The organism is Rhizobium redzepovicii (genome assembly GCF_019793435.1).
GTDB classification, from domain to species: domain Bacteria; phylum Pseudomonadota; class Alphaproteobacteria; order Rhizobiales; family Rhizobiaceae; genus Rhizobium; species Rhizobium redzepovicii.
On record NZ_JAILYH010000008.1, the window covers coordinates 283,758 to 309,477 of the forward strand.

The window sequence follows — 25,720 nt, forward strand, 5'->3', positions numbered from 1 at the left end:
TCTCGACCCGTCTTTCAGACCCCCGCCAGCGGGAAGAAGGGATATGTCGCGCCGCCTCCGTCCCACTCCAACATCTCGTGGGGCAGGTCCCCTCTCCCGTCATAACGGGGAGAGGGTTAGGGTGAGGGGCAGCCAGTCCTCGCGGCACGCCTTGTGTCTCAGAGTCCCAGCATCCGCCGATTGGCCGCCTGATCCGTGCCGCTGCCGGCGAAATCGTCGAAGGCTTTCTCGGTGACGCGGATGATATGGGCGGCAACGAATTCGGCCCCTTCGCGAGCGCCGTCTTCCGGATGTTTCAGCGCGCATTCCCATTCGACCACGGCCCAGCCGTCGAAATTATTGGCCGTCATCTTCGAGAACACCGCGCCGAAATCAACCTGGCCGTCGCCGAGCGAGCGGAAGCGGCCGGCCCGTTCCACCCAGCCCTGATAGCCGCCGTAGACGCCCTGGCGTCCGGTCGGGTTGAACTCCGCATCCTTGACGTGGAACATCTTGATGCGGTCCTTGTAGATGTCGATGTTGTCCAGATAATCGAGGCACTGCAGGACGTAGTGCGAGGGATCGTAGAGCATGTTGGCGCGCGGATGGTTCTTCACGCGCTCCAGGAACATCTCGAAGGTGATGCCGTCATGCAGGTCTTCACCCGGATGGATCTCGTAGCAGACGTCGATGCCGTTTTCGTCGGCATGGTTGAGAATCGGCGTCCAGCGGCGGGCAAGTTCGTCGAAGGCGGTTTCGACCAGGCCGGCGGGACGCTGCGGCCAGGGATAGATGAACGGCCAGGCGAGCGCGCCGGAAAAGGTCGCATGCGCCTTCAGGCCGAGGTTCTTCGATGCCGTCAGCGCCATCTTGACCTGCTCGACCGCCCATTCCTGACGGGCCTTGGGATTGCCGCGCACCTCAGGAGCAGCAAACCCGTCGAAGGCTTCGTCATAGGCCGGATGAACGGCGACGAGCTGACCCTGCAGATGGGTGGAGAGTTCGGTGATCTCGATGCCGTTTTCGCGGGCCTTGCCGGCGAATTCGTCGCAATAATCCTTGGAGGTCGCAGCCTTCTTCAGATCGATCAACTGGCTCGCCCAGGTCGGCACCTGGACGCCTTTGTAACCGATGTCGGCCGCCCATTTGGTGATCGCGTCCCAGGAATTGAAAGGCGCGGCATCGCCCGCGAACTGGCCAAGGAAAAGGCCGGGGCCCTTGATCGTCTTCATGTCAGATTCCTCCCTGAATATCGACCGTAAACGTTTCTGAAGTGTTGTAGCACGCAATTTGGCGGGCGCAAGGCGCCTCCTCGCCTCAGCTCGCGTTTTGGCGCAAGGCCGGATGCGATACGGCTGCGAGCTAATCATGCTGGGCTTTGGCGGGCAAGAGGTACGTGCAGCATTTTCAGCTGCGTACATATATGGAAGCATAAAATGCGCCCATCCTTTCGAATGGGCGCATATCACCAGCCGATGGATCAGAACGGAGAATCCGGGAAGTAGAAGTCCTTGGCATTGTCCTTGGTCACGAGCGTCGCGTCGAGGATGTAGCTGCCGTGAACCGGGACCTGATCGTAGAGGGCGGCCGCCGTCAGTTCCATGGCCGTGCCGACCATTGCCGGCGGATAGAGAACGTCGACCGGGATCATCTTGTCGCCGTCCATGACCTTCTTGACCATGTCCTTGGAGCCGGCGCCGGCGACGACATATTTGATGTCGGTGCGCTTGGCCTGCTCGATGGCCTGCAGAACGCCGACGGCCATGTCATCGTCCTGGCACCAGACGACGTCGATCTTCTGATACTTGGTCAGGTAGTCCTGCATGACCTTGAAGGCATCGTCGCGGTTCCAGTTGCCGTACTGGCGGTCGAGAACCTTGACCTTCGATCCGGCAATGCCCTTGTCGAAGCCGTCCTGGCGCTGCTGGTCGATTGGGATCGGCAGACCGCGGATAATGACGACTTCGGCATCCGGCGTGGTGTCCTTGATGTACTTGCCGGCGACTTCGCCGAGCGCCGGATTGTTGCCGGCGACATAGAGGTCGCGCACGGAGTTGTCGTTGCTCGACGGCGCGCGGTCGACGAGCGCGACGAACTTGCCCTTGCCCTTGACTTCCTTGATGGCGTTGACGAGCGGATCCGGATCCGACGGCAGGATGACCAGGGCGTCGATGCCCTGCGTGTCGAGATCCTGCACGGCATTTGCCTGGCTGGCAGCGTCCGGCGAGGTCTTGACGATGACGTTGAGACCGGGATGTTCGGCCATCAGCAGCTTGGCGACACGTTCGGCATGGAAGACCACGCCCGACGTCCAGCCGTGGTCGGCGGCCGGAATGGACACACCGATCGTGAATTTCTTATCCTCGGCGTGAGCGGCGCCGGCGAACGTCACCGCCGCAACCGCCAGGCCCAACATCAATTTACGCATGCCATTTCCTCCCAATAATTTCAGGGACTTTTCCATATCGGGACCGGACGCCCTGTAAGTCCGGTCAATCCTGAGCCCGATCAATGCAAACCGGGGCAATTCATGATTTGCGCACCAGCGAGCGCTGCACGAACATGGCGATGATGATGATCGCACCCTGGATGGCGCCGATCAGGTACTCGCTGATGAAATTCGAAAGCAGCATGATGTTGCCGACGAGCTCGAGAATGAAGGCGCCGCAGATCGTGCCCCAGACCCTGCCGGCGCCGCCCTTCAGCGCCGTGCCGCCGACCACGACCGCCGTGATCGCCTGCAGCTCCCACAGGATGCCTGTCGTCGCCGAGGTCGAGCCGAGACGGGGAACATAGAGCAGCACGGCAATGGCGACGCACAGGCCCTGGATAACGAAGGCGATCGTCCGCACACGATTGACCGCGATGCCGGAATAACGGGCGACATCGCTGTTCGACCCGACAGCGACGACATGGCGCCCGTAGCGGGTGCGGTAGAGAATGAAGGCCGCAACCGCCGTCACCGCCAGGATCACCACGATCGGGATCGGCACTCCGGCGATGGTGCCGAAATAAGCGGGACGATAGAGCGTCTGGATATCGGCGGAGCGAAGCGTGATCGCGCCGCCCTGCGACAGCCATGTCGTCAGGCCGCGATAGATGCCCATCGTGCCGAGCGTCGCGATGAAGGGTTCGATCTTGCCCACCGTGGTGATCAGGCCATTCGCCAGGCCGCAAAGCGCGCCGGCGACCAGCGTGAAGACGACTGCGACCGTCAGCATCAGAGCGGGGTTTTCGATGGCGCCAGAGTTCATCAGCAGGATCATCAGGCTGGCGACGAAGGCCACCATCGAACCCACCGACAGGTCGAGATCACCGGCCGAGATCACGAAAGTCGCGCCGACCGCGATGATGGCGATGAAGGCGCTGCGCGTCGCGACATTGGCAAGATTGGTGATGCCGATAAAATTGGGATTGACCAGGGCTCCGACGATCAGAAGCAGCGCCAGGGCGACGAAAGGCGCGACCGCACGCAGATCGACATCCCGCCAGGATCGGCGCCGGATTTCCCTGGTCTCCTCGTTGACACTCATTTCCAAAACCAACCTCCCGCCCCATTCTTTCTGGGCATCTTATCTGTCCGCTGCGGCGCTCAGGCCGCCGCTTTCCTCTTCAGCCCGGCGGCATAACGCATGATCTCCTGCTCGGAGATCTCGTCCCCTTCGAGTACGCCGACGATATGCCCTTCGCGCATCACCACGACCCGCGTGCAAAGCCCGATGACCTCGGGCATCTCCGACGAGACGATGATGATCGACCGGCCGTCCCGGGCCAGCGCCGAGATGAAATGATAGATCTGCTGCTTGGTGCCGACATCGATGCCGCGCGTCGGCTCGTCGATGATGATGATGTCGGGCTCGGTCTCCATGACCTTGGCCAGCAGCAGCTTCTGCTGGTTTCCGCCGGACATCCGGCCGGCGACGATATTGCCGTCGCGAACCCGGATGTCGAAGCGCCGCTTGGCCTTTGCCATCGCGGCCGCTTCGCTGCCGGGGCTGAGATACCCTCGGCGAGAATGCCTTCCGAGCGATTGCAGCGTCAGATTGGTGACCATGCCGGAACGCAGCAGCAGGCCCTTCGACTTGCGATCCTTGGTCATATAGGCGAGGCCGCAGCGATTGGCGGCATGCACGTCGCCGGAGGGAACGGCGGCCCCTTTGATCACCACCTCGCCCTCGAGACGGGTCCGCAACCCGGCGATCGCTTCCATCAGCTCGGTGCGGCCGGAGCCGATCATGCCGGAAAAACCGATGATCTCGCCCTTGCGCACCTCGAAACTCGCATCTTTGACATAACCCGTCGACACCGAGGCGACGCTCAAGACGATCTCCTCGTCGACATCCGGCTCGACCTTGGCGGGATAAAGGCTGGAAAGTTCGCGACCGACCATCAGCTGCGCAATCGATTCCCCGTCCAGAATGGATGTCGGCGACGTCTTGATCCATTGGCCGTCGCGCAGCACCGTGACACGATCGGTCAATTCCATCACTTCATCGAGCTTATGCGAAACGAAGACGAAGCTGGTGCCCTGATCGCGCAGCTTGCGGACCTGCTTGAACAGCATATTGGTCTCTTCCCGCGACAAGACTGCGGTCGGCTCATCCATGAACACGACCCGCGCGTCGCGGCTGATGGCCTTGGCGATTTCGACCATCTGCTTGTCGGCGATGGACAGCGTGCTGATCAGCGCATTTTCATCGACATGCGAACCGAGCACATCGAGAACTTTGCGTGTCTCCGAGCGCATATATTTGCGGTCGAGCACGCCGAAGCGTGTGACTTCGCGTCCGAGGAAGAGGCTCTCCGTCACGGTCAGATGTTCGGCGAGGTTGAATTCCTGGTGAATGATGACGATGCCGAGCGCCTCGGCGGCGCCATTCGGCGGCAGAACGACGGGCTTGCCGTCAAGCAGGATCTCACCGGAACTCGGCTGCTCGAAACCGGACAACACCTTGACGAGCGTGGATTTGCCGGCGCCGTTTTCACCCATCAACGCATGGATTTCGCCGGCGCGGAGATCGAAATTGACGCTGAAAAGCACCTGCACGCCGCTGAAGGATTTGCATATACGCCTGGCGGACAGCACCACGGGTGCGGTGTCGGCGATCTCCACGGTCATTATGCCCTCCCCCAAGAGCGCCTTGCATCCGGCAGAACCTGCCGGCGCCGCTCCATCACCTTGAACTAGCGCACATTCCCATTCTGAAAACCGCTTGCTGTTTTCGGGTGCTGTGCGCTGCGGCTCCCGTCCGCATTGAAGTTTATGTAAACCTTTACATCTGGCATGTAAAGGTTTACATGGTGGATTTACGCAGATCCGTTGAAGCCTGCCTTTGACCTGTCGACAAGTCTGTGTAGTGTCGCGGCGAAGACAGCCCAAGGCAGAGCTCAGTGTCGAATTCCACACCCGCAACAATCGAAGACGTCGCCCGGATCGCCGAGGTCTCCATCGCGACGGTGTCCCGGGCGATCCATATGCCGGAGAAGGTCGCCAACTCCACCAGACTCAAGGTCAACCAGGCGATCGCCGTCACCGGCTATACCACCAATGCCATGGCCCGCAGCCTGAGGCTCGGCCGTTCCAACATGATCCTCGTGGTGGCGCCCGACATCGGCGACCCCAATTTCTCCAACATTCTCGTCGGGCTGGAAAACGAGGCGCGCGCGCATGGCTACGGTATCCTGATCGGCCACACGCAGAACGACGCCCAGCGCGGGCTCGAATATCTCAAATTCTTGAATTCCAACCAAGCTGCCGGGCTGATCCTGTTCACCGGCATCCTGCCCTTCGGGCATCAGACGATGACGGCGCGGCTGCCGCCGAGTGTCGGTGTTTTCGAGCCCGTCTTCAACGGCGGTATTCCCTATGTCGGCGTCGACGATACCGAGGGGGCGCGAAAGGCGGTGGACCTGCTATTGGCCGAAGGTCATCGCAAGATCGCCTTCATCGGTGATTCCCGCACCCGGCTTGCCTATATCAGGCGCCGCATGGGCTACGATGCCGGTCTCGATGCCGCCGGCATCCCGCCCGATCTGAGGATCGTGCTCGAAGGCGACGGCACGATCGAAAGCGGCCGGCATGCTGTGGAGCAGCTTTTCATGCGCGACACGCTTCCCACCGCTTTCATGTGCGTGAACGATCAGACGGCGATCGGCGTCATGGTCGGCCTCGGCGCGCGAGGTTATGACATTCCAAGGGACTTCTCGGTGACCGGTTTCGACGACGTGCCGCAGGCCGTCTTCATATCCCCGCCGCTGACGACCATCCGCCAGCCGCGAACGGCAATCGGCAAACAGGCGATGGCGCTGCTGCTGGAGCTCTTGTCCGATGGCCGGCCGACCGAGACGGAAATCCTGCTGCGGCCGGATCTGGTGGTTCGAAACTCCGTCTCCGCACCATCGCGCAACTGGTTGAAGCGCTGAACAGAGATATAGCCGGCGACAAAAAATTGCGCCGGCGGCCGATGACCGCCGGCACGCGTGATCAGACGTAACGGTTGACGACGTTTTCGAGCAGTTCCTGCTTGCCGGATCTCGGCTGCGGGTTGACGTCCTTGGTCTCGACCCAGTTCGTGATCTCATCCAGCGAATATTCGCCGCGGAAGAGCTTCTGCGCTTCAGCCGTTTCCCAGCCGGCATAACGATCGGCGAGCGGCTGTGACAGAGCCTTGTCCTCGATCATCCTGGCGGCGGCCTTCAGGCCGCGGGCGCAGCAATCCATGCCGCCGATATGACCGATCAGCAAATCCGCCGGGTCGAGCGACTGGCGGCGAAGCTTCGAGTCGAAGTTGGTGCCGCCGGTCTTGAAGCCGCCGCCTGCCAGAACGTGGTAGTAGGCAAGCGCCATTTCGGGAACATTGTTCGGGAACTGGTCGGTATCCCAGCCGGACTGGTAGTCGTTGCGGTTCATGTCGATCGAGCCGAAGATGCCAAGCGCATTGGCAAGCGCCAGCTCGTGCTCGAAGGAGTGGCCGGCCAGGATCGCATGGCCTTGCTCGATATTGAGCTTCACCTCGTTTTCGAGGCCGTGCTTCTTGAGGAAGCCGTAGACGGTCGCGACGTCGTAATCATACTGGTGCTTCGTCGGCTCCTGCGGCTTCGGCTCGATCAGGATCGTGCCCTTGTAGCCGATCTTGTGCTTGTATTCGACGACGAGGTTGAGGAAGCGCCCGAGCTGGTCGAGCTCCCGCTTGAGATCGGTGTTGAGCAGCGTCTCGTAACCTTCGCGGCCGCCCCAGAGCACATAGTTCTCACCGCCGAGCTTCTGCGTCGCGTCGATGCACGTCTTCACGGTCGCCGCTGCGAAAGCGAAGACATCGGGATCGGGGTTGGTCGCCGCGCCCGACATATAGCGGCGGTTGGAGAAGAGGTTCGCCGTGCCCCAGAGCAGCTTGGTGCCGGTCGCGGCCTGCTTTTCGGCGAAGTAGTCGACGATCTCATTGAGGTTTTTGGTGTTCTCGGCGAAATTTCTGCCCTCTGGACGCACGTCGGCATCATGGAAGCAGTAGTAGGGCGAGCCAAGCAGCGAGAAGAATTCGAAGGCGACGTCGGCCTTGAGCTTGGCGGCCTTCATCGTGTCCTCGAACCAGGGACGCAGGAAGGTCTGGCCGCCGAAGGGATCGCCGCCCGGCCAGGTGAAGGTGTGCCAATAGGCCACCGCAAAGCGCAAATGGTCTTCCATGCGCTTGCCCATGACGATTTCATCAGGCTGGTAGTAGCGGAAGGCCAGCGGATTGGTGCTGTCGGGGCCTTCGTATTTTACTTTCTGGATATCGCCGAAAAATCCGGTGCTCATCTTGGTCTCCTTGGGGTTCGTAATTCAGTCTTATCGGTTGTGCCATCCGGCCCCTCATCCGAGCCTTCTCCCCACGTGCGAAGGGAACTGAGGCGCCGCCGCGAATCTCTTCTCCCAGCGGGGAGAAGGTGCCGGCAGGCGGATGAGGGGCCGCCGGCCAGTTCTCAATGCGCCAGCGACTTGATCGCCGGATAGAGTGCGCGATAGCGCCTAAAGGCATCCTCGTAAGCGCCGCTCAGCGCCGACACCGGCTCGATCGTGCCTGATGTCACCGGCGGCGTGCAGACGGCAATCGGATCGGCACCCGTCGCAGCAATCAGGCCGAGGCGCGCGGCGCCGAAGGCCGCGCCGAAATCGCCATCGGCGGGCAGGTCGACCGGGACGCCGAGCGCAGTCGCGATCGACGCCAGCCAGTAATGCGAGCGCGAACCGCCGCCGATCGCCGTGACGCGGGAGATGCCGGTGCCGGCCGAACGCAGCGCTTCGAGATTGTCGCGGATGGCAAAGGCCACGCCTTCGAGCACCGCCTGGGTGAGAACGGCACGACTGCTTTCATGTTCGAGGCCGATGAAGGCGCCGCGGATGACGGCATCATTGTGCGGCGTGCGCTCGCCGGAAAGATAGGGCAGGAAGGTGACGCCGGTCGGCGCCTTCAGCGTCTCGCCGAGTTCGCCAGTGAGATCGGCCGCCGACTTGCCGGTCACCCCGGAATGCCAGTTGAGCGCATCGGTGGCCGAGAGGATGACGCCCATCTGGTGCCAGGTGTTCGGCAGCGCGTGGCAGAAGGCATGCACAGCACTTTCCGGCTTCGGCAGATAGGAGCCGTTGGCGGCAAAAAGCACACCTGACGTGCCGAGCGAAACGAAGGCAGCGCCATCGCTGACCGTGCCCATGCCGCAGGCCGAGGCAGCATTGTCGCCGGCGCCGCCGGCCACGACGACATTGCCGGATATGCCCCATTGCGCCGCAAGTTCTGCCCGCAACTGACCAGCTTGCTCGGTGCCTTCGACAAGCGCCGGCATCTGCTCCTCGGAAAGATCGGTGGCAGCGAGCAAGTCGGACGACCAGGCGCGTTTGCCGGTGTCGAGCCAGGAGGTGCCGGCCGAATCCGACATTTCGGAGATATAGTCGCCGGTCAGCCAAAGGCGCAGATAGTCCTTCGGCAAGAGCACCTTGGCGACCTTCGCGAAAACCTCAGGCTCATGCTTCCTGACCCAGGCGAGTTTCGGCGCCGTGAAGCCGGGGAAGACGATGTTGCCGGTCAGCGCGCGGAAGCGCGGATCGGCATCGAGGGCTACAGCCTCGACGTGGCTGCGCGTGTCGTTCCAGAGGATGCAGGGGCGAAGCACCTTGTCGGCGGCATCGATGAGCGTCGCCCCGTGCATCTGGCCGGAAAGGCCGATGCCCTTGACCGTGGCAAGCTCTTTCGGATGTTTCGCCTTCAGGCCGGCGACGGCCTCTTCGGTGGCACGCACCCAGTGGGACGGCTCCTGCTCCGACCAGCCGGAATGCGGGCGCGAGACGTCGAGCGAACCATTGGCCGAGCCGACGATCTTCTGATCGCCGTCGATCAGCATCGCCTTGACGCCGGAGGTTCCGAGATCGAGACCGAGATACATGGGGTATTCTCCTTTGCCGTTACGGCAGATTGTCCTTCAGGAATATGTCGAGGCGGATGCGCTCCTGCGCTGCGATGACGGCAAGGCCGTCCGCTTTGGCTTTCAATATGCGGATGGCGCTGCGCACTTCATGGCCGGCGTCCTGGTTGAGGATCGCATCGATCGTGTTGTCGATGAGCGCTGCGCGCGTATGTGCGGTCAGTTCGTGGGCAACCACGGTCAGCGTCCGGTCGGCAGCCTTCTCCTTCAGCGCCCGAATGAGGCCGCGATTGCCGGCGCCGAGGCTGTAGATGCCGACGATGCCGGCATTCCCGAGTGCATCGGCAACCAGCCTGTGGGCGACCTCGGGGTCGTCGCGGCCTTCGAGAACCGGCAGGATCGCAAGATCGGGAAATTCTTCTGCCATCACAGCGGCAAAACCTTCCAGCCGCTCGCGATGGTCGCGCACCAGCATGGAGCCGGCGAGCACGGCGATCTCACCCTTTCGCGGCCCGAGAAATCGGCCGAGCAGACGCGCCGCCGTCCGGCCGGCCGCGATATTGTCGACGCCGGCATAATGATGGCGAAGCGACCCGGTGAGATCGGAAACCAGGGTGACGATGGGAAAGCGCTCGCGCACCAGTCTGTCGACGACGGCGCGCACTTCAGGCGCATCGGTCGCGACCATCGCGATGCCGCAAGGCTTTTCCCGGGAAAGCCCTTCGAGCACGGAGACCAGGGCGGCCGGATCGAAGGCCGGCACCTCGATGATGCGGATATCGGTGCGCTCGGCCGGCGAGCGCAGAACCGCCTGCCGGATCTCGGCATTCAGCCCATGCATGAAGGAATTGTCGCTGGCGGGCAGGATAAAGACCAGCGGATAGGTGCGCCCCTTGGCAAGATTTGCGGCGGCCACGTCCCTGATATAACCGAGGTCGCGGATTGCGGTCTCGACCTTCTCCCGCGTGACGTGACGCACGCCCGGGCGCTGGTTGAGAACCCGGTCGACAGTCGCAAGGCTGACCCCGGCGGCGGCTGCGATATCGTGAACTGTTGGCCTCATCATTCCTCCTGACGAGACCATTAGCGCCAAACTTGATGTACGTAAATCAAAAAATCGAACAGGCCGATTGGCGCACTGTTTTTCCCGCCGGCCGTCTGCTTGGGACCAAGCCGACCGAGGATTACATGCTGATGACATAAGGGCTGGAAAACGGCAAATAAAAAGGTCCTCCGGAGAGGACCTTTCCATGGGGCGGCAGGCCGGAGGTCAGTGGCCGCCACCGCCTCCCCCACCTTGCGGTGCGGGTTTCTTGATCATCGCGACACCGAAGATCATCGCAACGAAAAGCGCGGTCAGGATCAGGAACACGTCGCTGAAGGACAGGATCACCGCCTGCTTGGTGGCGAGGCCGACCATCTGCTTGATCGCAACCGAGGCGCCATCCATGCCGTATGTGTTGAAATTGGCGGTCATATTGTTCATCTGGTCGATCGCCGCCGGATTGCCCCAGTCCATATTTTCCCGCAGGCGCTCGTAATGCACGTCCTGCCGGTTGGTGAGCACGGTGTTGATCACAGCAAGGCCGACGGCGCCGCCGAGGTTTCTGGTCAGGTTGAACAGGCCGGATGCGCCGCGGATGCGCGAGGGCGGCATCGTGCCGAGCGCGATGTTGTTGATCGGCACCATGCACATCATCAGCCCGAAACCGCGCAGGATCTGCGGGATGAACAGTTCGTAAAAATCCCAATCCGCCGTCAGGTGGATCATGATGTATGTGCCGGCGGCAAAGCTGATGAAACCGATCACCATCATCAGGCGCAGGTCCATCTTCGTCGACAGCCGGCCGGCGATCGGTGCGGTGAAGAACATCGCAAGCCCGGAGACGAACATCGTCTGGCCGATCATCAGCGAATCATAGCCGCGGATGCGGCCGAGATAGACCGGGTAAATATAGGTGAGACCATAGAGGCCGATACCCATGACGAAGGAGAAGATCGAGCCGAAGGAGAAATTCCGGTTCGCAAAGGCCTTGAGATCGACGACGGGGAACTCCACCGTGAAGGCGCGATAGAAGAAGATGATGGCTCCAACGCCCGAGGCGACGGCGGCAATTGCGATGGAACTGTCGTTGAACCAGTCGTTCGAATTGCCCTCTTCGAGCACATATTCCATCGTGCCCAGGAAGATGCCCATCGAGATCAGTCCCCACCAGTCGAACTTCTTGAAGAGCGACAGTTCCGGCTTGTCGAAATCGATGAAGTTCCAGGTGACGATGGTAACGATGATGCCGGGAACGATATTGACGAGGAACAGCCAGTGCCAGGAGAAAGCGTGGCTAAGATAACCGCCGACCGTCGGGCCGATGGTCGGCGCCAGCGTCGCGATCAGGCCGATGATCGGCGAAACGATGCTGCGCTTCGACGCCGGGAAGATGGTGAAGGCGGCCGCGAACACCGACGGGATCATGCCGCCGCCGATGAAGCCTTGAATGGCGCGGTAGACGATCATCTGGTCGATATTGGTCGCCGTCGCGGCGAGCGCGCTCGCCATGGTGAAACCGGCGGCCGAGATCGCGAAAAGATAACGCGTCGAAATGATCCGCGCCAGCGTGCCCGAAAGCGGGATCATGATCACCTCAGCGATCAGATAGGCCGTCTGCACCCAGCCGACCTCGTCGCTGCCGGCCGAAAGGCCAGCCTGGATTTCGGCGAGCGAGGCCGAGACGATCTGAATGTCGAGGATCGACATGAACATGCCGAGCACCATCGCGAAGAAGGCGATGAGCTTCCTCGGATCCATGCGCTCGTCGGCGTGGGCAGGCGCTGCCGGAATCGTTCCCGCTGTTGCTGTCGCGCTTCCGGCCATCGGAGAACCTCCGCCTTGTCTACAGGCTCACTTGCTCGGCGCCGTGCGGGTATCGACGTCGACGACGACGCTGAGGCCCGCGCGCAGACGCCCGCTGTCGAGCGCGTCCTGCGGTAGCGCGATGCGCACCGGCACGCGTTGTATCACCTTGGTGAAATTGCCCGTCGCATTTTCCGGCGGCAGCAGTGAGAACACCGAGCCGGACGCCGGCGAGATCGATTCGACGGTACCGACGACAGGATGGTCGCTATAGGCATCGACATGGACGTTGACCTTCGAGCCCGCAACCAGATGCTGGATCTGCGTTTCCTTGAAGTTGGCGTCGATATAGAGCTCACGCACCGGAACGAGCGCCATCAGGCGTTGGCCGGGCGAAACGAGATCGCCTTCCTGGACCGAGCGGTTGCCGACGATACCGTCATAGGGCGCCTTAAGCACGGTGAAGGAGAGGTCACGGGCGGCCTTGTCGCGCGAAATTTCCAGCGACCGAACCGAACCTTCGGCCTCCTTGCGCTGCGCCTGAAGGATGGTGATGTTGGCCTGCGCGGCGGTGATATTGGCATCGCCGCCGGCAAGATTGGCCTTGGCCTGGTCGAGCGCGATATTGGCATTGTCGAGATCGGCGGCAGTGCCGACCGACTTCGCCTGCAGCTCGCTCTGGCGCTTCTGGGTAATCTCGGCACCGCGAACGGCCGCTTCGAGTGCCACCTTTTGCGCCCGCGCCTGTACGAGGCTGGCATTGGCGCCTTCGATCTGCGCGTCGATGCGCTGCAGCGAAAGCTGTTCGGTGGCGATCTGGGCCTGCGCCTGATCGAGGGCGTTCTGATAGTCGCCGTTATCAAGCGTGGCAAGCACGTCGCCCGCTTTGACTTCCTGGTTGGCGACCACATTCACCTTCGCGACGTAGCCCGTGACCTTCGGCGAAATCGTTGCGATATCGCCCTCGATATAGGCGTCGTCGGTCGACACCATGAAGCGGCCGTTCGTCCACCATTCGTAACCATACCAGCCGCCACCCGCCAGAATGGCGAGCACGACGATCGGCAGTACCGGGCTGCGGCGCTTCTTCGGAGCTGCAGGTGCAGCGACCGGAGCTGAAGCCGGCGCCGACTGCGCGGGGGCAGACGGCTTTTCCAGGGCTTCCGCCATCGGAGCTTCGGCAACGGTAGCGACTTCGGCCTTTGCCTCTTCGGCTTCGGCGTTTTCGCTGACAATCCGCGCGACGTTGCTTTTCTGGTTGCTCGACATGACCACTTTACCGATCTTGGAGTAAATAATCGAACTGAACGGTTCGGTTCAGTTGACTTAAACCTGTTTTATCGTCATATCAAGATGTATAGAACCAATCGGTTCGATTTCTTTAAAGAAAATGCGAAACCGTGAACACGGTTAATAGAGATATGACGTTGAAACCCGACCACGCCGCCGTCTTCAGCCCTCCCGTTGGCGGAGGCAGGTTTGCCGCGGGCGAAGACCCGGCCAAGCGCCAGCAGATTCTCGCCGGCGCCAAGCGTGTCTTCATGAAGATGGGCTTCGACGCCGCCAGCATGAACGACGTGACGCGCGAGGCCGGCGTCTCCAAGGGCACCCTCTACGTCTATTTCACCAACAAGGAAGAACTGTTTTCGGCGATGATCGAGGCCGAGCGCGCCGCCTTCGTGGCGACCGTACGGACAGCCCTTGCCGAACATGACGATCCCGAAGCCGGCCTGTACGAATTCGGCATAAGCTTCGTCACCCATATGACCGATGAAAAGGTCATCAACGCGATGCGCACCGTTCTTGGCGTGCGCGACCGCATGCCGGTGCTCTGTCAACGCTTCTTCAAAGGCCCGGAAAACCTGCGCACCATCATGCGCGATTTCCTCGAACGGCAGATCACCGAAGGCAGGCTCGAGATCGACGATATCGATCTGGCTGCCGGCCAGTTTCTCGACCTTGCCAGCGGCAGTTTCTTCAAGCTCCGCCTGTTCGGAAGCATGGAAGAGCCGCCGCATCGCGACGAAATCGAGCGCGTCATCCGCGGCGCGATCCGGGTCTTCATGGCCGCCTACGGCGCGCGCCGGCACGAGAGCGCCTGACCGCATCCTTGACGGCCGCTGCCGACCGGCCGAAACTCCGCAACTACGATCAAACCCGGCTGCCGGCATTTCTCTAAGAAAGAAGCGGTAACAAGGGGAGTAAGGATGAGCGCCATCGCACGGGCGATATGGTTCATAGAGAGCCATTTCGAAAGCGATCTATCGCTGGAAGAGATATCGGAAGCAGCCGGATTGTCGCGTTACCACCTGTCACGCGTCTTCGGGCTCGTCACCGGCCACTCGATCAGCGGCTATATCAGAGGACGGCGCCTCAGCCGCGCCTTGCCGGCGCTTGTCGGCGGCTCATCCACCATTCTCGAGGTTGCGCTTTGCTCGGGCTACGGCTCGCACGAAGCCTTCACCCGTGCCTTCCGCGACCAGTTCGGCATGACGCCGGATGCGGTGCGCCGGCAGGGGCACGCCCGTAACCTTGTCTTGCTGGAGCCGATCAGAATGGACCCCGCCCACCTCAACAACCTCGAACCGCCCCGCTTCGAAACCCTTCAGCCGATGCTCTTTGCCGGCCTGCAGGAGATCTACCCCTATGGCGGCAATGCCGCCATTCCCTCGCTCTGGCAGAAGTTCAATGCCCATTTCGGCCATATTTCGGGCCAGAAAGGCAACGTCGCCTACGGCATCTGCACGCATATCGACGGCGAAGCGGAGAAATTCCGCTATATGGCCGCGGCCGAAATCTCCGATGCCGGTGATCTGCCGGCGGATTTTGCAACGCTCAAGCTTCCGGGCCAGCGCTACGTCGTCTTCACCCATCGCGGCCATGTCTCCGGCATCCCCGCGACCATGCACCGGATTTTCGGCACATGGTGGCCGACCTCCGGCCTGGAGCATGGCGAGACCCCCGACATGTTCGAACGCTACGACGAGCGCTTCGACCCCTATACCGGCATGGGCGTCACCGAAATCTGGCTGCCGATCAGAGCATGATGCCGGAAAGTGTGAGCGGTTTTCGGACGACATCATCCTCTTCTAGGGAATAAAAGTCACATCGATCTCGTATACCCCCTTGCGACGCTTGCGTGGCAGGCCGCCGACATTACATTGCGCGCGTCATTCATCATGTGACGCAAAGAGGTATACGCTGATGCAGGAAATCATGACGCTCATTCAGGATCCGGCCGCCTGGGTGGCGCTCATCACGCTGGTGGTGATGGAAGTCGTTCTCGGGATCGACAATCTGATCTTCATTTCCATTCTCACCAACAAACTGCCGCCCGAGCACCGGGAGAAGGCCCGCAAGATCGGCATCGGTCTGGCGCTGGTCATGCGCCTGGGACTGCTCGGCACCGTCGCCTGGATCGTGCAACTGACCGAACCGTTGTTCGAGGCCTTCGGACACGGCTTCTCCTGGAAGGACCTGATCCTGATCGCCGGCGGCCTGTTCCTCGTCTGGAAAGCCACCAAGGAAATTCACCACACCGTCGACCCCGTGGACCATCAGGAGGATTTCATCGCGAAATCCGTCACAACCGGCTTCGCATCGGCAATCGGCCAGATCCTGCTGCTCGATCTTGTCTTCTCCGTCGACAGCATCATCACCGCCGTCGGCATGACCCCGCATCTGCCGATCATGGTGATCGCCGTCATCGCCGCCGTCACCGTCATGCTGGTGGCCGCAAACCCGCTTGCCAACTTCATCGAGCGGAACCCGACGATCGTCATGCTGGCGCTCGCCTTCCTGCTGATGATCGGCACGACGCTGATCGCCGAAGGCATGGGCTTCCATGTGCCGAAGGGCTACATCTACGCCGCCATGGCCTTCTCGGCAGCGGTCGAGGTGCTGAACATGATCGCGCGCAACGCCCGCAAGCAGAAACGCGACGGCGCCCACTGAGACGGAAGCGGGACGGCGCGTCGCAACCGGCGCACCGTCCTCACTGCCCCGGGCCTTTGCAGACGTGGTTTTTCTTGACGCGCCCGGTTGAATATGGCCTAAGGCCAGCCGAACGGACGATCGGCGGATAGTGCGGGCGCATGCCCTTTTTCGGCCGGTTTGCCGATGAAGATATCTGCATCCTTCGGCCGCACGTCGCTTTCCCCGGAAAGCCGTCCGGCGTTCATTGACGGGCCATACCAATGACAACTTCCGGCGTCCGCGTCCGCATCGCTCCCTCGCCGACCGGCGAGCCGCATGTCGGCACCGCTTACATCGCTCTCTTCAACTACCTTTTCGCCAAGAAGCACGGCGGCGAGTTCATCCTGCGCATCGAGGATACCGACGCGACGCGCTCGACCCCGGAATTCGAGACAAAGGTATTGGATGCCCTGAAATGGTGCGGGCTGGAATGGAAGGAAGGCCCTGATATCGGCGGTCCCTACGGTCCCTATCGCCAGTCCGACCGCAAGCCGATGTACCAGCCTTACGCTGAGGAACTGCTGGACAAGGGCCACGCCTTCCGCTGTTTCTGCACGCCCGCGCGTCTAGAACAGATGCGCGAGGCGCAGCGCGCCGCCGGCAAGCCGCCGAAATATGACGGCCTCTGCCTCAGCCTGACGGCCGAGGAAGTGACCTCGCGCATGGCAGCCGGCGAGACGACCGTCATCCGCATGAAGATCCCGGCTGAAGGCTCCTGCGACTTCACCGACGGCGTCTACGGCGATGTCTCCATCCCCTGGGATTCCGTCGACATGCAGGTGCTGATCAAGGCCGACGGCATGCCGACCTATCACATGGCCAACGTCATCGACGACCATCTGATGAAGATCACCCATGTGGCGCGCGGCGAGGAATGGCTGGCTTCGGTGCCGAAGCACATCCTGCTCTATCGCTATTTCGGCTGGGACCAGCCGGTCTTCATGCATCTGTCGCTGATGCGCAATGCCGACAAGTCCAAGCTGTCGAAGCGCAAGAACCCGACCTCGATCTCCTATTATTCGGCGCTCGGTTATATCCCCGAGGCGCTGATGAACTTCCTCGGCCTGTTCTTCATCCAGATCGCCGAAGGCGAAGAGCTGCTTACGATGGACGAGCTGTCGGAAAAGTTCGACCCGGAGAACCTTTCCAAGGCCGGCGCGATCTTCGATATCCAGAAGCTCGACTGGCTGAACGGCCGCTGGATCCGCGAGAAACTGTCCGAAGAGGAATTCCAGGCGCGGGTGCTCAGCTGGGCGATGGAAAACGACCGCCTGAAGGCGGGTCTCCGCCTGTCGCAGACGCGCATTTCCAAGCTCGGCGAGCTGCCCGATCTCGCCGGTTTCCTGCTGAAGTCCGATCTCGGCCTGCAGCCGTCCGACTTCGCCAAGATCAAGTCTCCGCCGGAAGAGATCCTGGAGATCCTCAACACCGTTCAGCCGGATCTGGAAAAGATCCTGGAATGGAATGTCGAGACGATCGAGGCGGAGCTGCGCGCCGTTGCCGACCGCATGGGCAAGAAGCTGAAGGTCGTGGTTTCGCCGCTCTTCGTCGCCGTGTCAGGCTCGTCGCGTTCGCTGCCGCTCTTCGATTCCATGGCGATCCTCGGCCGCTCCGTCGTGCGCCAGCGCCTGAAGCTCGCATCCCAGGCCGTCGCCGCCCTCGTCGGCTCGAAATGACAGCCGAAGCCCTCCCCCTTGTGGGGAGGGTCAGGCCGAGCCAGCCGCCGCGCTTCGAACCGCGGAAGCATTGATTTAGAATTCGTGCCGCATCGATGAGGCGAATGACATGAACGACAAGACCGAAAACACCCTTTCCTCCGACGTGACTGAGGTGCGCGCCCAGAAGCTGAAGCTGCTGCGCGAGCAGATCGGCGACGTCTATCCGGCGCATTTCCACCGGACGCTGACCAATGCCGAGCTTGGCGCCAAGTACGAATCTCTGGAACCCGACGTCGAGACGCAGGATGTCGTCACTGTCGCCGGCCGCGTCTATTCCTCGCGCAACTCCGGCATGTTCATGGATATTCATGACGCCTCCGGCAAGATCCAGATCTTCTCGCACAAGGACGTCACCGGCGAGGAAGCCCGCGCTTTGCTGCCGATGATCGACATCGGCGACATCATCGGCGTCACCGGCATCGTGCGCCGCACCAAGCGCGGCGAGCTGACGATCAACGCCCAGAAGATCGAGATGCTGACCAAGTCGCTGCTGCCGATGCCCGAGAAATGGCACGGCCTCTCCGACATCGAGCTGCGTTATCGCAAGCGCCATCTCGACATCATGACCAACGAGGATTCGAAGCTTCGCTTCCAGCAGCGCTCGAAGATCGTCTCCGGCATCCGCCGCTTCATGGAGAATGACGGCTTCATGGAAGTCGAGACGCCGATGCTGCAATCGATCTATGGCGGCGCCACCGCCGAGCCGTTCAAGACGCATCACAACACGCTAAAGCTCGACATGTATCTGCGCATCGCGCCGGAACTGTTCCTGAAGCGCACGCTGGTCTCCGGCCTCACCGACAAGGTCTTCGAGATCAACCGCAACTTCCGCAACGAAGGCGTCTCCACCCGGCACAATCCCGAATTCACGATGATGGAGTGTTATTGGGCCTATGCCGATTACGAGGACATGATGGACCTCGTCGAGCGGCTGTTCGAAACCCTGGCGCTCTCCATTCATGGCACCGCCGAATTCGATTTCGGCGACAAGCAGCTGTCCTTCAAGGGTCCGTTCAAGCGCGTGCCGATGCCTGACGCCGTCAAGCAAGCGACCGGCATCGATTTCCTTGCGATCAAAACCGACGAGGAAGCACGCACTGCTGCCAAGGCTGTCGGCTTCGCGGTCGAGAAGGATTGGACCTGGGGCGAGTGCCTTGCCTTCATCTTCGAGGAAAAGGTTGAATCCACACTGATCCAGCCGTCCCATGTCACGCATTTCCCGAAGGACATCTCGCCCTTCGCCAAGGAAGTGCCGGGCGAGCCGCGCCTGGTCGAGCGCTTCGAGACCTATTGCAACGCCTGGGAACTCGGCAACGCCTTCTCCGAGCTCAACGATCCCGAAGAGCAGCGCCGCCGCATGGTCGAGCAGCTCGAACAGGCCCATGCCCGCGGCGAAAAGGAAAAGCAGCTGGACGAGGAATTCCTCGACGCGATCGACCAGGGCATGCCCCCGGCGGGCGGCCTCGGCATCGGCGTCGACCGCCTGATCATGCTTTTGACCAACGCCCCGTCGATCCGCGACGTCATCCTCTTCCCAGCCCGCCGCAACAAGGCCGACTGACGGGAATAAACGTCAAAACAAAATAAGCGGAGTGCCGACCGGCGCTCCGCTTTTTAGAGCAATTCCAGGAAAAGTGCGAAGCGGTTATCCGTCCGGAATTGCGTTAAAATAAAAGCTTAGAGCGGTTCTGCGCTTCCGTGAAAAGCTAAACCGCTCTATGCCTCTCGTTCAGTGGGTCTTTGGCGCTTCCGCCGGCGGTTCTTCAGCCGGTGCCTCGGCCACCACATCGGTGCCGGCGCCCTCGGCGGTCGGCACCGTTTCGCTTTCGGCGGCCGGTGCTGCGCCATGCGCGCCGCCTGCGGCCTTCTTGCCATTTTCCTCACTCTTGGTCGAGCCGACGGCGACCGGGTCGACGCAATCCTCGGGATCCTTGAAACCGGCGCTGATCATAGCGATCTCATCCACCGGCAGATCGATCCGCTCGCCGAAGAACAGCCCGTTTTCACTGGCCCTGCCGTCATAGTAGCGCGCGGTATAGGACTTGTCGTCGAGGCCGGGAACGGTCTTGTCGGGATGCGGGATATAGACGACATCGGCGCCGATTGCCCGGCCGCGAATGTCGGCGCGCAATGTCGGGCCGTTCTCGTCGAGCACGACCACCTGGACCAGATCCGGTTTCTGCGCGGCATAAACCGCCTGGGCGACACGAAGCGCTGTCCTGACGCGGGTCATCCCGTCGGTCGGTTCGGTCTTGATGTATTTGCGCACCCAGATGTGGTTCTGCTTCCGGATCGTCACCAGATTGACGTCGCTGCATTCGAGTCCGTAGCCGCCACCGGCGGCACCGATCAGCCTGTCCTTGCCGACATAGACGGCCGCGCCGCCGGAAACGCCCGCCAGAAGAGCGACTCCACCGATGATGATTGCCAATTTCCGGGAAGGCCGGAACATGCGCAGTAAGGCCTTCACGCCAACTGCTCCGCCATCTGAAACTCCAACGCAGGACAAGTGCTGATAATGCTAAGGAAATGACGTTTCCGAAAGTTTAAGTGAGGGTGCGAAGCCTGCGCCATTTTGAGAAAAGACCAAAAAAGGTCCGCTTTTTTCAGCCGCTTGCCACGGCCTGTTTCGCCATGCTCTAAACGCTGATGGCCTTCACGCTTCGCCAGGTTCAATATTTTGTCGCCGTCGCCGAACAGGGCTCGGTAACGCGCGCCGCGCAGAACCTGTCGATCTCGCAATCCTCGGTGACGGAGGCGCTGAAAGAGCTTGAAACCGACCTCGGCGTTGCGCTCTTCGAGCGCCATCCGCGCGGCCTGACGATCACCCATAACGGCCACCAGTTCCTGCGTCACGCGACGAAGATTCTGGCCTCCGTCTCCGATGCGCGCACCAGCTTTTCCGGCCAGCAAAGCGCGCTTTCCGGCACGCTGAACATCGGCGTCACCTCGCTTGTCGCCGGCTATGTGCTCTCCGACCTCCTCGCGCGATACCGGCGCGCCTGCCCGGGCATCGAGGTCAGCGCCATCGAGGATAATGGCGGGTACCTCGAACATCTCCTGGTCGGCGGCGAACTCGACGTCGCCGTCATGGTGATCTCGAACCTGCGCGACCGCATGGCGCTGCAGGCCGAGATCCTCGAAACCTCGCCCTATCGGCTCTGGCTGCCGATGGGCCATCCGCTGGTATCGGCCGACATCATCTCGGTCGCCGACATCGCCCGCGAACCGCTGATCATGCTGACGGTCGACGAAATCGAGGAGAATACCGGCAAGCTGCTTTCGGCCCTCGGCGCCCGCCCGCACGTCGCCTTCCGCACCCGCTCGGTGGAAGCGGTGCGCAGCCTGGTTGCCACAGGCGCCGGCGTGGCGCTGCTGCCCGATCTCGTCTACCGCCCGTGGTCGCTCGAAGGCGACCGGATCGAAAGCCGCGACGTCTCCGGATCGTTGCCGGTCGTCCAGGTCGGCATGGTCTGGCGCAAGGGCTCCAGCCTGCCGCAGGCCGCACGCGATTTCGTCGGCATCGCCGAGAGTCTCCGCTCCGGCCGCATCCGCTGATATCGGAATTTCCGATAACGCCTTTCTGATAAATGAATTTGCGAAAGCGGTTTTTTCGGCTCACCTTCTTCCTAGGGAACAAACCGCCACGGAAAGTGGCACCAGACCGGGAGACTGATGATGACGCATCTCTTGAAATCCTGCACGGCAGGACTCGCCTGCCTGAGCTTCGCGACACAGGTGATCGCCGCCGAACCGCTGAAGGCGCTCGGCAAGGGCGAAGGAGCAGTCAGCATCGTCGCCTGGGCCGGCTATATCGAACGCGGCGAGACCGACAAGAACTATGACTGGGTCACCGATTTCGAAAAGGAGACGGGCTGCAAGGTCTCCGTCAAGACCGCCGCCACCTCGGATGAAATGGTATCGCTGATGAACGAGGGCGGCTTCGACCTTGTCACGGCATCGGGCGACGCATCGCTGCGCCTCATCGCCGGCAAACGTGTCCAGCCGATCAACACCGATCTGATCCCGAGCTTCAAGACCGTCGACGAGCGCCTGCAGAAAGGCCCGTGGTATACGGTCGGCGACGTGCATTACGGCGTGCCCTATCTCTGGGGGCCGAATGTGCTGATGTATAATACCGACGCCTTCAAGGACAAGGCGCCGACCAGCTGGAACGTCGTCTTCGAGGAGCAGACCCTGCCGGACGGCAAGTCGAACAAGGGCCGCGTCCAGGCCTATGACGGCGCGATCTATCTCGCCGACGCCGCCCTCTATCTGATGGCCCACAAGCCGGATCTGGGCATCAAGGATCCTTACGAACTGACCGAAGACCAGTACAAGGCGGCCCTCGACCTGCTGCGCGGCCAGCGCAAGCTCGTCTCCCGCTACTGGCACGATGCAATGATCCAGATCGACGACTTCAAGAACGAAGGCGTCGTCGCTTCCGGTTCCTGGCCCTTCCAGGTGAACCTGCTGCAGGCCGACAAGCAGAAGATCGCCTCCACCTTCCCGGATGAAGGCGTCACCGGCTGGGCCGACACCACCATGCTGCACGCCGACAGCGAACACCCGAACTGCGCCTATATGTGGATGGAACATTCGCTGCAGGCCAAGGTCCAGGGCGACGCCGCCGCCTGGTTCGGCGCTGTCCCCTCGGTTCCCGCCGCCTGCAAGGGCAACGAATTGATGGGCGACGCCGGCTGCGCCACCAACGGCTTCGATCACTTCGACAAGATCAAGTTCTGGAAAACCCCGGTCGCCAAATGCGCGACACAGAGCGAATGCGTGCCCTATCATCGCTGGGTGTCGGATTATATTGGCGTGATTGGCGGACGGTAATAGCCAGGTCAGCTTGTGTGGTTGAAGACCCCGCCCCGAACCCCTCCCCACAAGCGGGAGGGGCGACAAGTGGCACCGCCGAATCCTGCCGAAACACCAAGGTATTTGCGAAACGGTACGGCAGGTTAAGCCCCTCCCCCTTGTGGGGAGGGGTTTGGGGCGGGGTCTTCACTGGCCAAGACCAAAGCCCTCTATGAACATGAAAGGCCCGGAGCTCCCAATGACGTCAGCCGTCCGCTTCCAGCAGGTATCGCGCCATTTTGGCCAGGTTCGCGCCGTCGACGGCGTCGATCTCGAGATCGCGCCGGGCGAATTCTTCGCCATGCTCGGTCCGTCCGGCTCCGGCAAGACGACGTGCCTGAGATTGATCGCCGGCTTCGAGCAGCCGAGTGCCGGCCATATCCAGATCTTCGGCGAGACGGCCGACGGCGTTCCGCCCTATCGCCGCAACGTCAACACTGTGTTCCAGGACTACGCGCTCTTCCCGCATCTGAACATTCTCGACAATGTCGCCTACGGGCTGATGGTCAAGGGCGTCGGCAAGGCGGAGCGGATGAAGGCGGCGGGCGATGCCCTGGAGCTTGTCAAGCTGCCGGGCTATGGCGCACGCCGCCCCGGTCAGCTGTCCGGCGGCCAGCGGCAGCGCGTGGCACTCGCCCGCGCCCTCGTCAACAAGCCGAAGGTGCTGCTGCTCGACGAGCCGCTCGGCGCGCTGGACCTGAAACTGCGCGAGCAGATGCAGGAGGAGTTGAAGAGCCTGCAGCGCGCGCTCGGCATCACCTTCGTCTTCGTGACGCATGATCAGGGCGAAGCATTGTCCATGGCCGATCGTGTCGCCGTCTTCAACAATGGCAACATCGTCCAGGAAGGCACGCCGCAGGATATCTACCGCCGCCCGAAGACCCGCTTCGTCGCCGATTTCGTCGGCTCCTCGAATGTTATCGCGCCGGAGCTGATGGCCGCGCTCGGCGGCGAGAAACGCTGGGCGAGCTTGCGGCCCGAAGCGATCCGCCTGGCAGGCGACGGCATCGAGGCCACAGTCGAACATGCGAGTTTCCTCGGTGCCGCCACCCGTCTCGGCGTCGATCTCAGGGGCAGCCGGCTGCATGTGATGCTGCCGGCTGGCGCGCCTGTGCCTGATGTCGGCACCGGTATCCGCCTCGCCTGGCAGCCTGCCGATATCCATTACATGGACGATGCGGCATGACAGCGCTCACCATCTCCAACGCCAAGACATCGATCCTTCCCGGCCGCAGCGGTTTCTTCGGCCGGATGTCGGATGTCTTCTGGCGGCACCCGAAGTTGTTGCTTTTCCTGATGCTGACGCCGCCGCTGCTCTGGCTCGGCATCATCTACATCGGCTCGCTGATCGCCCTGCTCTTGCAGAGCTTCTTTTCGATCGACGATTTTTCCGGCCTGGTAAATTACGAATTCACACTCTCGACCTACGCCCAGTTGCTGAGCCCGACGAATTTCGACATCATCATCCGCACGGTCGTGATGGCCGCGCTCGTCACCATCGCTTCCGCACTGATCGCCTTTCCGATCGCCTATTACGCGGCACGTTATGCGCAAGGCAAATGGAAGGTACTCTTCTATCTCGGCGTCATGTTGCCGCTCTGGTCGAGCTATCTCGTCAAGGTGTACGCCTGGAAGCTGATCCTCGCCAAGGAAGGCATCCTCACCTGGATCTTCGAGAGGCTACATCTCTCCTGGCTGCTCGACGGCATCCTCAATCTGCCCGTCGTCGGCGGCAATTCGCTCTCGGTGAGCTACCTTGGCACCTTCATCGTCTTCGTCTACATCTGGCTTCCCTATATGATCCTGCCGACGCAGGCGGCCCTCGAACGTGTGCCAGGCAACCTGATCGAGGCCTCGGCCGATCTCGGCGCCACGCCGCGCCAGACCTTCCGCACCGTGCTGCTGCCCTTGGCGCTGCCCGGCATCGTCGCCGGTTCGATCTTCACCTTCTCGCTGACATTGGGCGACTACATCATCCCGCAGATCATCGGCTCGTCCAGGCTGTTCATCGGCCAGGCCGTCTACGCCCAGCAGGGAACCGCCGGCAACGTGCCGCTCGCTGCCGCCTTCTCCGTCGTGCCGATCGTCATCATGGCGCTTTACCTGTCGCTCGCCAAAAAGCTGGGGGCCTTCGATGCGCTCTGACCTCAAGAGATCGCCGCTGCCCTTGAAGATCGCTGCCACCGGCGGGCTGCTCTTCCTGCACCTGCCGATCCTGCTGATCTTCGTCTATGCCTTCACCATCGAGGAGAAGAGCTATCAATGGCCGCCGCCCGGCCTGACGCTGCAATGGTTCGCTGTCGCCTGGAATCGGCCGGACGTCTGGTCGGCGCTTGGCCTTTCCGTGCAGGTCGCCGTCATCGCCAGCGCGATCGCGCTCATCCTCGGCACACTCTGCGCGGCTGCCGTCAGCCAGACGAAGTTCTTCGGCCGCGAGGCGATCTCACTGCTGGTCATCCTGCCGATCGCGCTTCCCGGCATCATCACCGGCATTGCGCTGCGCTCCGCCTTCAGTCTGTTCGACATCCCCTTTTCGGTCTGGACCATCGTGCTCGGCCACGCCACCTTCTGCGTGGTCGTCGTCTACAACAATGCGGTCGCCCGCTTCCGGCGCACCTCCGGCTCGCTGATCGAGGCGTCGATGGATCTCGGCGCCGACGGCTTCCAGACCTTCCGCCATGTCATCCTGCCGAATATCGGCACCGCCCTTCTCGCTGGCGGCATGCTGGCTTTCGCATTGTCCTTCGACGAGGTCATCGTCACCACCTTCACTGGGGGCCAGCAATCGACTCTGCCGATCTGGATGCTCGAAGAGCTCATCCGCCCGCGCCAGCGGCCCGTCACCAATGTGGTCGCCATGCTCGTGGTGCTCGTCACCTTTCTGCCGATCCTGGCAGCCTATTACCTCACCCGCGACGGCGACCAGATTGCCGGCGCTGGCAAATAA

The 25,720-nt window shown here is 61.9% G+C and carries 21 protein-coding genes; 11 read left to right on the top strand and 10 right to left on the bottom strand.

All coding sequences use genetic code 11. The annotated features are described in order from the left end of the window. Window positions 1-158: 158 nt before the first annotated feature. The 4 genes from K6N12_RS15300 to K6N12_RS15315 all read right to left on the bottom strand — a co-directional run bounded on the left by K6N12_RS15300 (window position 159) and on the right by K6N12_RS15315 (window position 5,098). Window positions 159-1,211 (bottom strand): sugar phosphate isomerase/epimerase family protein, encoded by a 1,053-nt coding sequence (locus K6N12_RS15300; RefSeq protein ID WP_003566650.1) that lies wholly within the window; start codon window positions 1,209-1,211, stop codon window positions 159-161. 248 nt (window positions 1,212-1,459) lie between these two features. Then, a complete protein-coding gene (locus K6N12_RS15305) occupies window positions 1,460-2,407 on the bottom strand; it encodes a substrate-binding domain-containing protein (RefSeq protein ID WP_003590207.1) in 948 nt (315 codons plus the stop codon). Window positions 2,408-2,507: 100 nt separating this feature from the next. Continuing rightward, window positions 2,508-3,512: an ABC transporter permease gene (locus K6N12_RS15310; RefSeq protein WP_003590206.1), complete on the bottom strand. Its 1,005-nt coding sequence runs from the start codon at window positions 3,510-3,512 to the stop codon at window positions 2,508-2,510. Between the two features lie 59 nt (window positions 3,513-3,571). Then, window positions 3,572-5,098, bottom strand: coding sequence for a sugar ABC transporter ATP-binding protein (locus K6N12_RS15315; RefSeq protein WP_097628686.1), 1,527 nt, complete (start codon window positions 5,096-5,098; stop codon window positions 3,572-3,574). Window positions 5,099-5,370: 272 nt separating this feature from the next. Here K6N12_RS15315 and K6N12_RS15320 point away from each other — a divergent pair, with 272 nt between their 5' ends. Continuing rightward, window positions 5,371-6,402, top strand: coding sequence for a LacI family DNA-binding transcriptional regulator (locus K6N12_RS15320; protein ID WP_097628685.1), 1,032 nt, complete (start codon window positions 5,371-5,373; stop codon window positions 6,400-6,402). Between the two features lie 61 nt (window positions 6,403-6,463). On the opposite strand, the gene xylA is transcribed toward K6N12_RS15320, so the two are convergent. The 5 genes from xylA to K6N12_RS15345 form a co-directional block, all read right to left on the bottom strand. After that, a complete protein-coding gene (gene xylA, locus K6N12_RS15325) occupies window positions 6,464-7,774 on the bottom strand; it encodes a xylose isomerase (RefSeq protein ID WP_097628684.1) in 1,311 nt (436 codons plus the stop codon). Between the two features lie 164 nt (window positions 7,775-7,938). Further along, window positions 7,939-9,393 (bottom strand): xylulokinase, encoded by a 1,455-nt coding sequence (gene xylB / locus K6N12_RS15330; RefSeq protein WP_097628683.1) that lies wholly within the window; start codon window positions 9,391-9,393, stop codon window positions 7,939-7,941. A gap of 19 nt (window positions 9,394-9,412) precedes the next feature. Beyond that, window positions 9,413-10,435: a LacI family DNA-binding transcriptional regulator gene (locus K6N12_RS15335; protein ID WP_097628682.1), complete on the bottom strand. Its 1,023-nt coding sequence runs from the start codon at window positions 10,433-10,435 to the stop codon at window positions 9,413-9,415. Window positions 10,436-10,642: 207 nt separating this feature from the next. Beyond that, window positions 10,643-12,241: a DHA2 family efflux MFS transporter permease subunit gene (locus K6N12_RS15340; RefSeq protein WP_097628681.1), complete on the bottom strand. Its 1,599-nt coding sequence runs from the start codon at window positions 12,239-12,241 to the stop codon at window positions 10,643-10,645. A 27-nt stretch (window positions 12,242-12,268) separates the two neighbouring features. Next, entirely contained in the window at window positions 12,269-13,489 is a 1,221-nt protein-coding gene (locus tag K6N12_RS15345; RefSeq protein ID WP_097628680.1) for an HlyD family secretion protein, read from the bottom strand. A gap of 152 nt (window positions 13,490-13,641) precedes the next feature. Here K6N12_RS15345 and K6N12_RS15350 point away from each other — a divergent pair, with 152 nt between their 5' ends. The 5 genes from K6N12_RS15350 to lysS all read left to right on the top strand — a co-directional run bounded on the left by K6N12_RS15350 (window position 13,642) and on the right by lysS (window position 19,474). Beyond that, window positions 13,642-14,322, top strand: coding sequence for a TetR/AcrR family transcriptional regulator (locus tag K6N12_RS15350; RefSeq protein WP_097628679.1), 681 nt, complete (start codon window positions 13,642-13,644; stop codon window positions 14,320-14,322). Between the two features lie 105 nt (window positions 14,323-14,427). Beyond that, a complete protein-coding gene (locus K6N12_RS15355; RefSeq protein ID WP_097628678.1) occupies window positions 14,428-15,267 on the top strand; it encodes an AraC family transcriptional regulator in 840 nt (279 codons plus the stop codon). 157 nt (window positions 15,268-15,424) lie between these two features. Beyond that, on the top strand, window positions 15,425-16,174 hold the full coding sequence (locus K6N12_RS15360) for a TerC family protein (protein ID WP_097628677.1): 750 nt from the start codon (window positions 15,425-15,427) through the stop codon (window positions 16,172-16,174). A gap of 242 nt (window positions 16,175-16,416) precedes the next feature. Then, window positions 16,417-17,871, top strand: coding sequence for a glutamate--tRNA ligase (gene gltX, locus K6N12_RS15365; protein ID WP_097628676.1), 1,455 nt, complete (start codon window positions 16,417-16,419; stop codon window positions 17,869-17,871). A gap of 109 nt (window positions 17,872-17,980) precedes the next feature. After that, window positions 17,981-19,474 (top strand): lysine--tRNA ligase, encoded by a 1,494-nt coding sequence (gene lysS, locus K6N12_RS15370; RefSeq protein WP_097628675.1) that lies wholly within the window; start codon window positions 17,981-17,983, stop codon window positions 19,472-19,474. A 168-nt stretch (window positions 19,475-19,642) separates the two neighbouring features. On the opposite strand, the gene K6N12_RS15375 is transcribed toward lysS, so the two are convergent. Beyond that, a complete protein-coding gene (locus K6N12_RS15375) occupies window positions 19,643-20,383 on the bottom strand; it encodes a hypothetical protein (RefSeq protein ID WP_097628674.1) in 741 nt (246 codons plus the stop codon). Window positions 20,384-20,562: 179 nt separating this feature from the next. Between K6N12_RS15375 and K6N12_RS15380 the strand changes: the two genes are divergently transcribed. The 5 genes from K6N12_RS15380 (at window position 20,563) to K6N12_RS15400 (ending at window position 25,720) form a co-directional block, all read left to right on the top strand. Next, window positions 20,563-21,471, top strand: coding sequence for a LysR family transcriptional regulator (locus K6N12_RS15380; protein WP_017995223.1), 909 nt, complete (start codon window positions 20,563-20,565; stop codon window positions 21,469-21,471). A gap of 120 nt (window positions 21,472-21,591) precedes the next feature. Further along, entirely contained in the window at window positions 21,592-22,752 is a 1,161-nt protein-coding gene (locus K6N12_RS15385) for an ABC transporter substrate-binding protein (RefSeq protein ID WP_097628673.1), read from the top strand. 220 nt (window positions 22,753-22,972) lie between these two features. After that, window positions 22,973-23,959 (top strand): ABC transporter ATP-binding protein, encoded by a 987-nt coding sequence (locus tag K6N12_RS15390; protein ID WP_097628672.1) that lies wholly within the window; start codon window positions 22,973-22,975, stop codon window positions 23,957-23,959. Beyond that, window positions 23,956-24,918, top strand: a complete 963-nt coding sequence (locus K6N12_RS15395; protein WP_097628671.1) for an ABC transporter permease — start codon at window positions 23,956-23,958, stop codon at window positions 24,916-24,918. Before K6N12_RS15390 ends, K6N12_RS15395 begins: the two co-directional genes overlap by 4 nt. Further along, entirely contained in the window at window positions 24,908-25,720 is an 813-nt protein-coding gene (locus tag K6N12_RS15400) for an ABC transporter permease (RefSeq protein WP_097628670.1), read from the top strand. The genes K6N12_RS15395 and K6N12_RS15400 overlap by 11 nt, the downstream gene beginning before the upstream one ends.

Coding starts and splice junctions, on each gene's coding strand:
- K6N12_RS15300 (WP_003566650.1), bottom strand. CDS start 1,211: ATGAAGACGATCAAGGGCCCCGGCCTTTTCCTTGGCCAGTTCGCGGGC.
- K6N12_RS15305 (WP_003590207.1), bottom strand. CDS start 2,407: ATGCGTAAATTGATGTTGGGCCTGGCGGTTGCGGCGGTGACGTTCGCC.
- K6N12_RS15310 (WP_003590206.1), bottom strand. CDS start 3,512: ATGAGTGTCAACGAGGAGACCAGGGAAATCCGGCGCCGATCCTGGCGG.
- K6N12_RS15315 (WP_097628686.1), bottom strand. CDS start 5,098: ATGACCGTGGAGATCGCCGACACCGCACCCGTGGTGCTGTCCGCCAGG.
- xylA (WP_097628684.1), bottom strand. CDS start 7,774: ATGAGCACCGGATTTTTCGGCGATATCCAGAAAGTAAAATACGAAGGC.
- xylB (WP_097628683.1), bottom strand. CDS start 9,393: ATGTATCTCGGTCTCGATCTCGGAACCTCCGGCGTCAAGGCGATGCTG.
- K6N12_RS15335 (WP_097628682.1), bottom strand. CDS start 10,435: ATGAGGCCAACAGTTCACGATATCGCAGCCGCCGCCGGGGTCAGCCTT.
- K6N12_RS15340 (WP_097628681.1), bottom strand. CDS start 12,241: ATGGCCGGAAGCGCGACAGCAACAGCGGGAACGATTCCGGCAGCGCCT.
- K6N12_RS15345 (WP_097628680.1), bottom strand. CDS start 13,489: ATGTCGAGCAACCAGAAAAGCAACGTCGCGCGGATTGTCAGCGAAAAC.
- K6N12_RS15350 (WP_097628679.1), top strand. CDS start 13,642: ATGACGTTGAAACCCGACCACGCCGCCGTCTTCAGCCCTCCCGTTGGC.
- K6N12_RS15355 (WP_097628678.1), top strand. CDS start 14,428: ATGAGCGCCATCGCACGGGCGATATGGTTCATAGAGAGCCATTTCGAA.
- K6N12_RS15360 (WP_097628677.1), top strand. CDS start 15,425: ATGCAGGAAATCATGACGCTCATTCAGGATCCGGCCGCCTGGGTGGCG.
- gltX (WP_097628676.1), top strand. CDS start 16,417: ATGACAACTTCCGGCGTCCGCGTCCGCATCGCTCCCTCGCCGACCGGC.
- lysS (WP_097628675.1), top strand. CDS start 17,981: ATGAACGACAAGACCGAAAACACCCTTTCCTCCGACGTGACTGAGGTG.
- K6N12_RS15380 (WP_017995223.1), top strand. CDS start 20,563: ATGGCCTTCACGCTTCGCCAGGTTCAATATTTTGTCGCCGTCGCCGAA.
- K6N12_RS15385 (WP_097628673.1), top strand. CDS start 21,592: ATGACGCATCTCTTGAAATCCTGCACGGCAGGACTCGCCTGCCTGAGC.
- K6N12_RS15390 (WP_097628672.1), top strand. CDS start 22,973: ATGACGTCAGCCGTCCGCTTCCAGCAGGTATCGCGCCATTTTGGCCAG.
- K6N12_RS15395 (WP_097628671.1), top strand. CDS start 23,956: ATGACAGCGCTCACCATCTCCAACGCCAAGACATCGATCCTTCCCGGC.
- K6N12_RS15400 (WP_097628670.1), top strand. CDS start 24,908: ATGCGCTCTGACCTCAAGAGATCGCCGCTGCCCTTGAAGATCGCTGCC.